This is a genomic window from Methylobacter tundripaludum (assembly GCF_002934365.1).
GTDB classification, from domain to species: Bacteria; Pseudomonadota; Gammaproteobacteria; order Methylococcales; family Methylomonadaceae; genus Methylobacter_A; species Methylobacter_A tundripaludum_A.
Genome location: NZ_PTIY01000002.1, coordinates 273,630 through 286,964 on the forward strand (window position 1 = coordinate 273,630; position 13,335 = coordinate 286,964).

13 protein-coding genes are annotated in these 13,335 nt (G+C 53.7%); 5 read left to right on the forward strand and 8 right to left on the reverse strand.

The genetic code is table 11. The features are described from left to right. Positions 1–343: 343 nt before the first annotated feature. The 3 genes from B0F88_RS03315 (at position 344) to B0F88_RS03325 (ending at position 2,866) form a co-directional block, all read left to right on the forward strand. Positions 344–856 carry a DUF2380 domain-containing protein gene (locus tag B0F88_RS03315; RefSeq protein ID WP_104422524.1) on the forward strand — a complete coding sequence of 171 codons (513 nt, stop codon included), beginning with the start codon at positions 344–346 and terminating at the stop codon, positions 854–856. A gap of 242 nt (positions 857–1,098) precedes the next feature. Then, positions 1,099–1,719, forward strand: coding sequence for a TetR/AcrR family transcriptional regulator (locus tag B0F88_RS03320; RefSeq protein WP_104422525.1), 621 nt, complete (start codon positions 1,099–1,101; stop codon positions 1,717–1,719). Between the two features lie 13 nt (positions 1,720–1,732). Next, positions 1,733–2,866, forward strand: coding sequence for a methyltransferase (locus B0F88_RS03325; protein ID WP_104422526.1), 1,134 nt, complete (start codon positions 1,733–1,735; stop codon positions 2,864–2,866). A gap of 28 nt (positions 2,867–2,894) precedes the next feature. Here B0F88_RS03325 and B0F88_RS03330 read toward each other — a convergent pair whose 3' ends face one another. The 4 genes from B0F88_RS03330 to B0F88_RS03345 form a co-directional block, all read right to left on the reverse strand. Next, positions 2,895–3,686, reverse strand: coding sequence for an MOSC domain-containing protein (locus B0F88_RS03330; RefSeq protein ID WP_104422527.1), 792 nt, complete (start codon positions 3,684–3,686; stop codon positions 2,895–2,897). 47 nt (positions 3,687–3,733) lie between these two features. Then, a complete protein-coding gene (locus B0F88_RS03335) occupies positions 3,734–4,387 on the reverse strand; it encodes a recombinase family protein (protein ID WP_104422528.1) in 654 nt (217 codons plus the stop codon). A gap of 53 nt (positions 4,388–4,440) precedes the next feature. Continuing rightward, positions 4,441–5,427, reverse strand: coding sequence for an FAD-binding oxidoreductase (locus B0F88_RS03340; protein WP_104422529.1), 987 nt, complete (start codon positions 5,425–5,427; stop codon positions 4,441–4,443). 178 nt (positions 5,428–5,605) lie between these two features. Further along, positions 5,606–5,980, reverse strand: a complete 375-nt coding sequence (locus B0F88_RS03345) for a group I truncated hemoglobin (RefSeq protein WP_104422666.1) — start codon at positions 5,978–5,980, stop codon at positions 5,606–5,608. Positions 5,981–6,177: 197 nt separating this feature from the next. Here B0F88_RS03345 and B0F88_RS03350 point away from each other — a divergent pair, with 197 nt between their 5' ends. Next, positions 6,178–6,636 carry an Rrf2 family transcriptional regulator gene (locus B0F88_RS03350; RefSeq protein WP_104422530.1) on the forward strand — a complete coding sequence of 153 codons (459 nt, stop codon included), beginning with the start codon at positions 6,178–6,180 and terminating at the stop codon, positions 6,634–6,636. A 9-nt stretch (positions 6,637–6,645) separates the two neighbouring features. Here the strand turns inward: B0F88_RS03350 and B0F88_RS03355 are convergent, their stop codons facing one another. The 4 genes from B0F88_RS03355 to B0F88_RS03370 all read right to left on the reverse strand — a co-directional run bounded on the left by B0F88_RS03355 (position 6,646) and on the right by B0F88_RS03370 (position 12,157). Continuing rightward, complete coding sequence (locus B0F88_RS03355; protein ID WP_104422531.1) at positions 6,646–7,872, reverse strand: HlyD family secretion protein; 1,227 nt, start codon at positions 7,870–7,872, stop codon at positions 6,646–6,648. A gap of 196 nt (positions 7,873–8,068) precedes the next feature. Further along, positions 8,069–9,532 (reverse strand): efflux transporter outer membrane subunit, encoded by a 1,464-nt coding sequence (locus B0F88_RS03360; protein ID WP_258076546.1) that lies wholly within the window; start codon positions 9,530–9,532, stop codon positions 8,069–8,071. A 59-nt stretch (positions 9,533–9,591) separates the two neighbouring features. Then, the gene (locus tag B0F88_RS03365; RefSeq protein WP_104422533.1) at positions 9,592–11,187 is read right to left on the reverse strand and encodes an MFS transporter; all 1,596 of its coding nucleotides are present in this window, start codon (positions 11,185–11,187) and stop codon (positions 9,592–9,594) included. Beyond that, positions 11,168–12,157 carry a hypothetical protein gene (locus B0F88_RS03370; protein ID WP_104422534.1) on the reverse strand — a complete coding sequence of 330 codons (990 nt, stop codon included), beginning with the start codon at positions 12,155–12,157 and terminating at the stop codon, positions 11,168–11,170. The genes B0F88_RS03365 and B0F88_RS03370 overlap by 20 nt, the downstream gene beginning before the upstream one ends. Before the next feature lie 85 nt (positions 12,158–12,242). On the opposite strand from B0F88_RS03370, the gene B0F88_RS03375 reads away from it, so the two are divergent. Continuing rightward, positions 12,243–13,181, forward strand: a complete 939-nt coding sequence (locus B0F88_RS03375; RefSeq protein WP_258076547.1) for a LysR family transcriptional regulator — start codon at positions 12,243–12,245, stop codon at positions 13,179–13,181. Positions 13,182–13,335: the final 154 nt, after the last annotated feature.

Here is a 13,335-nt window from a genome sequence, read left to right on the forward strand (position 1 = left end):
TCGATAGGGTTGCAACATTGTATGTAACTAAGGATTTGGTTAAAAATAACTTCCCGAAATCACTGTCTTCTATCGTCAAGCCGTTCGTGCTGACCCTTCGACTACGCTCAGGACTAAAGGCCTTGTCGAAGCATGGTCGGCTTGACGCGGTAGGTCGAAATTTTTCCGTCCACCCTTCGACAAGCTCAGGGCGAACGGAAAAATTTTACCCGATCCATATCGGGAAGTTATTAATGACCGTATCCTAAAACCATTAGCCAAAGAGATAAGGCACGGCTGGCAATCGCTCAAATCGGCGGCCTTGAATGCGATTTAACCGCTCATTAAATAGAGGAGTTCGCTCATGAACATCAATAAATTGGTTCTTTTCATTCTAGTCTTTAGCGTCTTGTTAACCGATGCGGCGACTGCTGCGACACGGATTGCCGTGCTTGATTTCGAGCTAAACGACATCACCTCCTTGCCCAATGCGCCGGCGGAACTGAAACGGACCGCATCGATGGCCCCCTTGTTGAGCAAGGCGTTAAGCCAAATAGATGCTTACGAGATCGTTCCTGTCGAAACCGGCATGCAAAAAGCCGCAAATGACAGTTTTGGCTATCTATTCCGTTTTCATGATCTGGCTGCGCAATTAGGCCGGCGACTCGGCGCAGACTGGATAATCGTCAGCCAGCACAGCAAACCCAGCTTTCTATTTTCTTATTTATGGGTTTATTTAATAGACGTTAAAAAACAGACGGCCGTTGCCCGCTATGACATTGAGCTGAAAGGCAGTCATGAAAAAGTGACAGAACATGCGGTTGCGTCATTAGCCGGGAAAATCCAGGCGACGGTTTCCGGTATTGACAAAAGATAGATCGAAACAAATTTTCAGGAAAGCGTGTTTAAAGGGTTTTCGCAAAGGAGATTGCAGATAAACAAGGCTGGCGCTATCGCTCACTGCGATCAACAAAGTCCGTAGCGGTCTTGGCGGCGATTTCGTAAGGCGCTAATGTAGAAAAGCGCTCAATCAAACCGCCTAAGTTGATTGACGAAACTTCTGGTGACGGCGATTTGCAACTGCTAATCTAAATTCACTATCTGCTACTGGAGAATGTGATGTTTAGCGCCCCCGAGTTTACTCCCGATCCCGTGCGTGAACGGCTGCTCAAAGCCGCTCTCGACAGTTTTTTGTCCGACGAATATCACAAGGTCACGACCCGCCTGATCGCAGAAAAGGCCGACGCCAATATTTCGATGATCCGTTACTACTTTGGCAACAAGGAAGGCCTGTACGAAGAGATGATCCGCGATACCCTGAATCCGCTGCTTAAGGCCTTGGACGGACAAATGCTGGACTCCGTTAATGGGTTTGAAGACTTCTTCAGGCTGTATTACGAAACGATGTCCAAATACCCTGAGTTTCCGAAGCTGATTCTGAAAATTCTGGCGCTTAACCAAGGACCGGGGAGGCGCTTTATCCAGCAGCTATTGGAGCGCGGGCGCACACGCGGCGCCCAGAAAGTGCAAGACCTGAAATCCGCCGGGCATGTCACCGCTTCATTAGACCCGGACATTGTGAGGATGGCGTTTGTCAGTCTGGCTATGATGCCCATGCTGCTGAAAGATGTTTTTGAAGAGCAGAGGGGGAAAGCAATGGATGCAGCATTTCTTGAAGAATTGGCTGGGTTCAATGGCCGTCTGTTTTTTGCCGGCTTGATGCCGACAACGACGGAATAACGGGAGACTTCCGATGTCGTTACAAAAAAATTCAGGTGCGGTTCGCCGCTTTGCAAAACTGATGAAGCTTGCGGCCTGGCTACAGAATATTCCCAACAAGATCACGCCGCCGCCATTCCGGCTCATCCAGATCGGTTCGGCGTTTTGGCAGTCTCGGGTGCTTTATGTCGCCACACGCCTGGACATAGCATCCGTGCTGGCGGATGAGTCTCTGGCCGTTGAAGCGGTTGCGGCGCGCGTCTTTGCACAACCGGACGCGCTTTACCGTTTGCTGCGCATGCTGGCGTCCATGGGGATATTTGATGAAGTGTCGCCGCGGGTCTTCAAAAACAATGCGCTTTCCGCTTATTTGCGGGAAGACAACCCGAAGAATGTCAGAGCCATGATCCTGATGCACAACTCGATTGAGATGAGCGGGCCCTGGTATGAGCAACTGGAGCATGGAGTGCGTAGCGGGGACGTTCCGTTCCAGCTTTCTCACGGCCGGGAACTTTATGCCTACATGGACGACCATGCCGAATTCGATGCGCTGTTTGCCCGCGCCATGGACAGTGTTGGCGCATTGACCGGCGACAGTTTCGCTACCGACTTCGATTGGCGGCGGTTTGATCGAATCATCGATGTTGGCGGCTCGAACGGAAGTAAATCATTGGCCCTGTTAAAGCGGTATCCGCATCTCACGGCTTTGGTGTTTGACCGGAACCGGGTTGTTCAAACGGCGGCAAGCCATTGGATTGGCAAAGAATCGCCGACTCTTCTGTCCCGGTTAACCTTCCAAGCCGGGAACTTGCTCGATTCGGCTCCCGCAGCCAAAAGCGATAAAGACATCTACTTGCTGAGCGCCGTTCTGCATGGGATGGATGACGCGAACTGCGTCAAAGTGCTGCGCAATCTGAGCACTGCAAGTGCCGGTACCGGTGCCCGCATTGCACTGATGGAACTGGTTGTTTCGGAATTGAGCGCCGACTTTTCCAGTACGGCTTTCGATATGCAGATGTTCATGGCTACCCGAGGTAGGGAAAGAACGCTTTCTGAATGGCAAAGCCTTTTCGATCAATCAGGATTGGCGCTTGAGGAGTTGGTAAGGCTCCAATCGCTTGGCAAGATACTGGTGCTGAGACCGAAGAATGGAATCAGCGCTTTCTAGGCATGGACCAACCGGCTTTTCCGGCTTGTCAATCAAGCAGGCTGACTTTATCGCCGACTTGGATTTGACCTCCCGCGCCGCAGGGAATCATCGCGATTGCGAAAGTCGGCTTGTCCTGATTAAAAGCACGGGTCAGGGTTTTAAGGATCGGCAAGTCCCGTTTGCCGGAGCTGGGATTCGCCTGGGTAGCAAGACATCGGGTCTTCGGCATCGCAACGACGAAGTCAACTTGGCCGATACGAATCTTGCGCTCCGTCCAGCTTTGCTCTTCCCAGGCAGCCAGGCCGTCGATAACGATGTTTGAGCGGAAACGAAGCTCGCTGAGATCGTGGTCGCCGACGGCGTCGCCGACAGCCGCCAAGCTCGCGCGGCTGTGCAGCGTTATCTGGCCCGCCTCGCTGTCCTGATAGCGGGGCGTAACGCCGTTGCCGACCAATCGCAACGGCAGCCGGTCCGGGTGAGCGGAAAGCGGATTTTCGTCCAGCTTGAGCACATACTTTTCGATAGCGGCGGCAATGTTCTTGCGGCCTTGTTGATCCAGAACGTCATTGACCAAAACGGTGTTATCCAAGCCGATGCTTAATCTGAGCGCCTTATGGTCAAAGCGGAGTCGAAGGCGAGCTATGCCGGGCGTGTTTACCAGGGCAATGAATTCGTGCTTTTTACTCCAGGCGTCATCCGTTGCGGTTGAATTGGCGAAGCGGAAGCCGAGAACCCGGTCGACGGCGATTCGGCCTTCATCGAGGACGTCGACAACGTTGCACGCTTCGGGCGTGAAACCTTTTACTGGATAACGATATAAGGCAACGACACGGGGCATAAGCCGGTTCCAGGGAGAGTAGTGTAGGTTGTGATAAACGAAGGATGCTAGGATTTAGAAAACCGGCTGATTTTTGTCTTCTTCAAGCCGTGTTTTTTCATCCAATTAGACAAATTAGCCCCGGTGGTGTTGTAGCGCTCCGCGATGGCTTTCTTGGTCATGCCGTTTTCCAGCAGGCGCTCTATTTCCGCCCGAAAGGCGTCCAGTTTACTCTTGCCGGGACCTTTCGGGCGGCCAATCTTGATCCCTTGTGCTTTTTTTCTACACAAGCCTTTCTTGATTTTATAGGAAATCAAATCCCGCTCAATCTCTGTCGCCATCGAAAATGCCAGTGATATTTTGCTTTGAAGGCTTTGATCGAGTTGCCAATTGCCTTTGACGGAATAGACGTAGATTCCTTTGAATGTTACCAGCGATAAAATTTCCATGCATTCAAGCATGCTGCGGCCCAATCGAGAGAGTTCGGTCACGATGATGACATCGTTGGCTTGCAATTCGCCCAACAATCTGGCGATTTGGCGTTCCCGCCAAGGGATGCCGCCCGCGACAATCTCTTCAGTAAAATGTACTTTCCCAAGATCGTGTTGATTGGCAAAGTGGAGGATGTCCGTTTTGTTTTTTTCGAGGTTTTGAGCGCACGTCGATACCTGAGGCAAATAAGCAACAGTCTTCCGTGCTGATGATGCGGTCTGGCTTGGCATGTTTCACCTGATTCTCTTGTTGTTCATTCGATCGTTTCCGGTCAACTAAACAGTCAGGTCGAAGACTGACTGACATTGAACGCATCGGCATAAATATCCTTCATCGATGCGCCGGCCATAAAGGCGTTCCGCTTGGCGGTTTTGACCATTTCAGGATGCCCGCAAAGAAACACACGCCAGTTCTTCAGGTTGGGGATGTGCCGAAAAGCCACGTCATGAACCCGGCCGGCAGCAAAATGATGGGCTACGTCTCCGCCTGAAAGGCAGGGGATATAATCGAAATTCGGGTATTGCCTGACCAGATCGCGCAGCTCTCCGGTCAGGTAGAGTCCGTTTTGGTCGCGGCTGCCGTGGAATAATCGGATAGGGCCGGTATGACCCTGGCTGAAAGCGTCGCGGATGATGCCGTAGAGCGGCGCAAGCCCGGAACCGGTGCCGATCAGAACCAGGCCCTGTTCGGCATTGCCGGGCGTGTAAAAACAGTCGCCGCCGGGACCGCGAATCTGGACCGTCTGGCCGGGACGCAATTCCTCATGTATCCAGCCGCTTACCCGGCCTTGCGGCAGGCGGCGGACATGGAGGTGAAGGTGGTCGTCTTCATGCGGCACGCTGGCCAGCGAGTAACTGCGGCCAACCGACTGATCCTGGAACAGGTTGATGAATTGACCGGCCCGGTAATCGATCGGCGCATGGCATTCGAGAGCGACATACATGATTTCCGAATTGAGCAATTTCAGGCTTTTGACGGTGGCCGGAATAACCGCCTGGATGTCATCGTCGTCAGGCAGCGCGACTTCAAGATCCGTGTCAGGATGACAAACGCAAGCGAGAAAATAGTTCTGGAGCTTCAGCGTATCTTTCAAGCCTTGCTGCGAAGCCTCAGGCGGCTTAGTGCCTCCGGTGGCGCGCATCAGGCAGGTCTGGCAGACGCCGCTGCGGCAGGAAAAAGGAACGGGTACACCGCGGTCGGTTAAACAATCCAGAACGGATTGGTTTTCACCCAGTTCGAAGTTGTCTTTTGCATAACGAATATTAGCCATGGCGGCGCACCTGTTTCTAGGGTCAAGACTTAGGATTTGGTTAGTTCATTTCCCGACATCGGGCGGGTAAAATTTTTCCGTTCGCCCTTCGATAAGGCTCTCCTGAACGTAGTCTAAGGGTTCAGCACGAACGGTTTAGGCCGAAAATAGTGATTTCGGGAGGTTTTTAACCAAGTCCTTAACGGTTCAGCACGTCGTTTCGTGTGCTTTCGGCGATGGCGGCAACCTGGGCTATCAGCTCCTCTTTTACGCCCAACTCGCGAAGCGTCGCGCCGAGGTCTTCGATCACCGCATCGACATGGCTGTCATTCAGGCCGCGCTCGACCAAGTGGGCATGACCGCGACGCATATCCAGGCCGCTGTAATTGTGCGGTCCGCCGAAAGCCATGGTCAGGAATGATTTTTGTTTTGCTGCCTGAGTTTCCATATTCACGCCTTCGAAAAAAGAGCTGATGCGGTCGTCGCTCAACACTTTGCGGTAAAAAATATCGACGGCGGCATTGACGGCGGCTTCGCCGCCCAATTTCTCGTACAAGGATTCTTGTTGTGACATATTTTTCTCCAAATAATTAAAAAGGTGTTTAAAATGCATCTTAAAAGTCACAGCTTGCAAAGGCGCTGTGGCAACTTGTGGATATAAGATGTATTTATAATGTATCTTATTGTCCGATTATTAAATCGTCAAGCTCTATCTTTCAGTTTTTTTAAGCATTAACTGAAAAGCGGGCTTGATTTGAAGGAGTATCAACTATGCAGCTTACGCAATTCACCGATCTTTCACTACGCCTGCTGATTTATCTTGCCCGCCTGCCGGAACCGGGTATGGCGACGATTTCAGAGATCGCCGAGTATTATCAAATTTCCCGCAACCATTTGGTGAAGGTGGCGAATAGCCTGGCCAACCAGGGATTCATTATGACGACCCGGGGCAAGGGCGGCGGTATCCAGTTGGCCCGGCCCGCGTACACGATAGGCGTGGGCGAAGTGGTGCGGTTGACGGAACTGAACATGAATCTGGTGGAGTGCTTCGACGCCACGACCAACCAGTGCCGGCTCACCCGCAATTGTTTCCTCAAGGCTACTTTATATGAGGCGCAGCGCGCATTCATGGCTGTGCTGGACAAATACACATTGGCTGACGCGGCCCGTTTCGGCTTCAACGTCGATCTATCAATGCTGTCCGGCGATACGCCGCCATCATCCGCCTGACGCGCAGTATTATTGCGGCGCGTTAGCATTTTTAGCGCTTACTGATTCGGGAGCTTTGCAATTTGGCTCAACCGTATCGTTGTTTTGAACTAAATTGTTCCTAATGATCTCTTCAGCCTCGGCTTGCGCATCGGCCAGTTCATCATTGTAGATGTCGGTCCGGTATTCTTGGGTGGAAATTGCTGCAAGCGACGCGCCCGGAGGCTGCTCCGATTTTCTGACGTCGATTGAGGTCGTGGTTGAAAGTCCGGGTCGAATCGGATTTTTTACTATCTCGTCTTCCCTCAATGCGATGCGCACGGGGATGCGTTCGACGATATGGATAAAATTTCCGGCGGCGTTGTTCGGGGGTAATAAGGCGAAAACACTGCCGGTACCGGGTACCAAACCTTCTACCGTTCCATGATAGATCTGGCTCTTTCCGTACAGGTCGACGGTAATCTCCGCCGGTTGGCCGGGACGCACCTTCGCTATTTCGGTCTCCCGCAAGTTCGCCTCTACCCAAAGGTGTTCGAGCGGCACAAGCGTCATTAACGGATCGCCGGGCTGAACCCGGTTGCCGACCTGGACCTTGCGCATGGACACATAGCCTGAAACCGGAGCATGGATTTGCTGCCGCGAATAGTCAAGATAGGCGCTGATGTATTTATATTTGGCCGCTTCTACGTCGGGGTGCAGGGTCCTGTCAGTCCCTCCCACTTTGGCTTCCACGGATTTGAGCTCGGCCTCGGCCTCCCGCATCTCGGCTTCCAGAGCCGCCATCTGGTCCTCGGCATTTTGCATGGCCTGCTCGGATACGGAACCGCTTGGCAGCGCCTGCCGTAATCGAAGCACATCGTGGCGTACTTTGGTCAGCCGGGCCGAATGAGCGATCAATTTTTGACACATTTGCCGGTGTGTCGCAAAAACAGCGCCTATCTTGCGCACTGCCTGCCCCAGTTCGCCGCGGCTTTGGCCTAAAACGGTCTGCGCGCGATGCTCATCGAGACGGACCAGTAGATCGCCTTTGTTCACATATTGGCTTTCCTCGACCAGGACCTGGGTGACGATACCCGTCGCATCAGCCTCCACAGGAATAAGGTTGCCGCTGATGAACGCATTATTGCTTACAACCCGGAAGCGGCAGTAGCGCCACCAATAACCGGTATAAATTAAAGCGCATACAGCCGTTACCAGCGCAACGGATAATAAATAACGGTTGCGGCGGGTACGAATAGTCTTGGGATGATTTTTCATAGGTGTTGTCGTGAAAGTTGTAAAATCCATCTCGTTTCCGCTCCGGGGCAAGCCATGATGACTTGAACACGGTTATTGCCGCCGGAGTGCAAGCTTTGCTTGCGCTTGCAGGCGAAGCCTACATTCCACAGTCTTTGCGTTGCCCCTTCTTCACGAGGCGTGGGTGTCTTAAAGATAGAATCACCCACGACTTCGATTAAATCCGCCATGGCAACCAGCCGGACTGTTTTGGCTCGGGTGTCTGTTCGGGCGTTTTAAGGTCGTTCACGTACCCGCCGCCTAAGGCTTCCACCAAATCGACGACAGCGGCCCGCTGGTCCGCTTCCAGAGCCTTCAAGGCGTATTCCTGGCTCAGTACGGCATGTTGATGCGCCAACAACGCCCGGCGATCATCCAGGCCGCTACGAAACCGTTGTTGAGCAAGATCCAGGTTTTCGTGTTGCGCAGACAGCAAGCGGCCTTGCGCTTCGAGGATGGCCTGCGTCTGCCGCCAACGGCTCAGGCTGTCGGCCGCCTCCTGTACCGCATGCAGCAGAGTTTCATTGTATAGTTCGACCGCGCCGTCGTATTCCGCCCGTTGCGCGGATAATTCGCCGCGCAGGCGCCCGCCTTCGAACCAGGGCAGGCGCAGGCCCGGCGCGATTCCGTAGGAAAAACTGGAGCCGGAGAACAGCAGGTTGGCCAGAGAACTTGCCCCTTGCGTTGTAAACCTGAGGGCGTTGACGCCGACGAACGCCGTCAGGTCGATTGTCGGCAGGAAGGCGGCTTTGCCGGCCTTGATCCGTTGCGCCGATGCCTCGGCCCGGTACAGGGCCGAAGCAAGGTCCGGCCGATGACGAAGCAACTCCAACGGCAGCTTCGCCGGAAGCTGCATTTTTTCCGCTTTGATCGCTGTGTCGCCGAACAAGTTTTTAGCCGAATCCGGGCCGCCGCCGATCAGCCGGGCCAGCAGGTTGCGCTGAATATTCAACTGATCCCGTAATCCGGCTTCTCGTTTGTTGGCCTGTTCCAATTCAATGGCCGCCTGCTTCGCTTGATCGGCCGAATCCAGTCCCAGCCGCAGTCTGGTCTCGTCGATATCGAGCAAGCCGCGCCGTAACTCAACCATGGCATGCGCCAGATCGAGCTGCTGCCGTAACGCTATGCCATGGATGTAGGATCGCGCAATCGAGCCGGTCAGTTGAAGCAGGACTCCGGCTTGTTCCACTTTCTCGGCGTCCGCCTCGCCCAGCGCCGCTTCCAGTAGAGCGCGGTTTTTCCCCCAGAAATCAAACTGGTAGCGTAAGCTTAAGGGCGTGATGAAAGCCGCAACGATATTCTCTCCACGCAGGGCCACGTTGTAACCGTTACCCGAAAAGCGCCCTGTTTCCACGCCCGCCGCCGCATCCAGGAACGGCAGCAGCCTCGCGCCCTCGACGCGCACCAATGCCTGCGCCTGGCGTAAGCGGGCTGCCGCCGCTTTCAGGCTGGGACTCTCCTTTAGAGCGGTAGCCATCAGGTTGTTGAGTTCGGCGTTGCCGAATTCCCGCCACCAGCATTCATGCGGCCAATGTCCGAGTTCACTCCGGCCTGCATGGGATAACGCGTGTTCCATCGATGGGGTATTCAGGAATTCGGCAGGCTTGTCTCCTTCGGGTATCCAGGCGCAACCGGATATCATGAGTGTAAGCCCAGCGTAACACCCAATAAGAAACGATTGAGTAGGCATGAATCGACGCGTCATAAATCCTCGATTATTTCTTCGGACCGGATGTCGGCCTGTTCCTGCTTCGGCGTTGGATGAGGCGCTTGGTAGGTGGGGGAAGCCAGCCACACCAGCCCAGCCAGTCCGATGAACAGGTAGCTTGCCAGCAGAAAAGCATCGTTTAATGCCAGCAGGGTCGATTGTTGCTTGATGACGGCCATAAGCTCGCCGTTGACCCTGCTTTTATCGAGGCCTGCGGTGGCCAGCCGCGAAGAAAATCCTTGCATCGCATCGATGGAGGCGAACTGCCGCCCGCCGAAATGATCCGCAAGATCAAGACGATGAAAAGGCGTGCGGCGAAACAGCACGACCCCTTGCAGAGTGATGCCGATTGCACCGGCGGCAAGCCGCAGGAATCCCGCTTCTTCGGCCGCGCGTATCTGTTTATCGCCATGCAGCCCGTGCAGTGTTAGTTTGGTCAGCGGGGTGAAAAACCAGCCCAGAAAAAAGCCGAGCAGCAACATGGGCCAAAAAAGCCGGTCGAATGAGCCGGGATCATCGAACAGGCCTATCCAGAAAAAGGTAGCAGAGAACCCCAGAAGATTGAGGCAGGCCAAAAGGCGGGCATCCAGGCCTTGGGGCAGCTTGTGCATCAACAGATTTACCGGAACCGCAAGCAGGATCATCGGCAGGTAAGCCATGCCGGCCAGGAATGAAGAATAGCCCAGCAACACTTGCAGTTGGACGATGAACACCGACATAAGTCCCTGGATGGACAGGAATCCCATGAACAGGCAAATCACGCCTATCGTAAAATTACGGTGGGCGAAAAGACTCAGGTTGAAGACGGGATGGGCTTCATCGAGCTCCCAGATAATGAAACAGGGCGCTGCCACGAGCAGGACGATCAACAGCGTGGACAGCAGCGGCGAATCCAGCCAGTCGACATCATTGCCCTGGTTCAGAATGGTCTGCACGCCGCCGAGAATCAATGCCAACAGCGCAAAGCCGATGCCGTCGAAATACGCGGGTTTGTGTTCAAATCCGCGCCCGGCAAGCAATGAGCCGGTAATCCCGGCGATAGCCAGGGCAAGCGGGACATTCAGGTAAAACAGGTAACGCCAGCCCAGTTCGTCGGCGATAAGGCCGCCTATCGGAAAGCTGATCGTAAAAGGCATCAGCGTAACCAGGCCCCATATTCCCAAGCCCAACATTTTCAGCTGATCGGAATATTCTTTCAGCAGCAGGGACTGTCCGGTATAGAGCGTAACGCCGCCTGAAAATCCGAGCAGAATGCGGGCCGGAACAAACAATCCTAGGGTATCGCTGACGGCGCACAGATAAGAAGCGAAGGCATAGACGACAAACGCCGCGACAAACAGGCGGTAGCCGCCGACAAAGCCTGACAGCCAGCGGGCGATGGGAAAGGCCAGGGCCAAAGCAATGATGAAATAGGTCTGGCCCCAGGTGGTAAAACTAAATAATACCCCGCCCAGGTCGCCGGCAACATGAGGCAGCAGCGCAATATAGGCGCCGACATTGAACAGCACGATCATGTGTCCGAGGCTGAGCACGACATTAAACAGGATGAAACGCCAACCGCGCAGGCGTTTAGCGTAAGCGATGGTCATGGGGCGAATCCGCGACGGTTGGTTGGACAGGCATGTTCAGCGGTAGACCGAGTTCGTTGAAATCCTGGGAAATCAGTTGCGCGCCCATCAGGGTGACGAGCCGCTTGAACTTTTCGGCGTCATGGTCGAGCAAGGTTTGCGGCGAGTCCTCGACAGAATAGGTTTTGGCGTTGATTCTTCCGATGACTTGCCGGGTGTTCGGGTCGACCAGTTTGACCAACACCTGCAAAGAGGTTTGGGCGTCAAAAATTCTATAGTTACCGATGCCCACTTCCAATACCGCATCGACATGTTCCGGGGCAAGCCGCCGGTAATCAACGGACGATATGTCCTGGTTGTACCATTGTCCAATCGCGTTATGCCAGTTGGCGGGCGTTGCGTCACGGTCTTTTTCCGCGATAGGAAGGGGGTAGTAATGATCGCTGATAACCGCCTTGGCCTGTTTTGCCTTTAGCTGCGACACGGCTTCCTGCGCCAGCGCCAGAGTCGGCGACCAGTCGCCTTGGGCTGAGGTTACCGGTGCCAAGTGAGTTGCATCCAACGCCGGGTGGGAATCCGCGACGGGCATGCCGTCGTCATTGCCGACATAGCCGGCGATTGCCACGCCTCCGGGATTCCGGTAAATCTTTTTCTCCAGCAGCAAGGGTAAAGGCATGCTTTGAAACGGGAACTGCTCGTAAACGGGGCTCCGGGTTTCAATCAGGTCGGGAATGACCTCAAGGGGCGGCGATTCTACCGGCATCACCAGGAACGAGTGAATTTTCTGCAAATCAGTTGCCGGCGGTTTGATTGCTGCGGCAAGGCAACCGCTCAATGCCAAAACCAATACCGGCAATACGCCGTAACTTATTAAATGCGTTATGCGAGGCTCAGGAAGCGGTAAAAAGGGTCGTCCAAAAATATGTTCATCGTCCGGGCTGATGGAAATAACGTCATGCTTGTTAGACAAGGATTGCTGAACATGAAACATTTTTTCTCCAGGCGGCTTAAGAGCGCCGGCATTTAAAGTAATAGGAATGATTTACCGACAGCTTTTTTTCAGGGCATCGGTTTCGATGCGGCTAATATTGGAACTTAGTCGAGTATTAGACAAACGATTTTTATTGGACATTAATATCGATATATCCGATATTAATGGGATGGACATAGATCAGATTAAAACTTTTTTGAGCGTGGTCGCCAATGGCAGCTTTCTGGAAGCGGCCGGCAGGCTGTATGTCACCCAATCGACCGTGAGCACCCGAATACAGAGATTGGAGGCCTATCTTGGCGTTACCCTGTTTGTGCGCAATCGCTCCGGCGCGGTATTAACGCTCTCAGGACATCGTTTTTTGCGCCATGCCAAATCCCTGCTGTTGACATTGGAACAGGCGCGGCATGATATTGGCTTGCCCAGCCGTTTTCGCGCCAGTATTACCGTGGGGACACGGATCGCCTTATGGGAAGAGCTGATGCCCAGATGGGTTGGGGAGATGCGCAAGCAGGCGCCGGATATTTCCATTCGCAGCGAAATCGGCTTTGAAGAAGATTTAATGCGCTCACTGGTTGAGGGCAGGATGGATGTCGGCATCATGTACACGCCGCAACATAGCCCCGGCCTTCAGATTGAGCATTTATTCGATGAAACGCTGGCGCTGTTCACGACCGACCCCGACAAACCCTGGCCGAATGACGATTACATTTACGTGGAGTGGGGACCGGCGTTTTACGCGCTGCACAGCAGCAGGTATCCCGATCTGGAAAGTCCTCCCCAAACGGTTAATATCGGCTGGCTGGGCGTGCAGTTGATCCTCTGCAACGGCGGTTCATGTTTCCTGCCTACGCGCATGGCCGAGCCTTTAGTCCAGGCCGGAAAATTGTTTCATGTAGCTGACAGTCCGCAATTCAGATTGCCGACTTATATGGTTTTTCCACGCAATAGCGACTCTATTGTGTTGCAGCAGGTGCTGGATAGCTTACGTTTATTGGCCGGGCGACAAAAGGCTATGAATTGAATCCAGTCCGGCCGATGGCGTCGGGGTTTGGCTCGTAAGATAAAACGGATTAGCCGGCTCCGGTACATAAAATGTCGCCTTATATTAAAGTGTAAAGATACGCGGAAAAACCAAGGTAAAAAGCCCGTTTACACTAATTTAGATTACAAAGTTG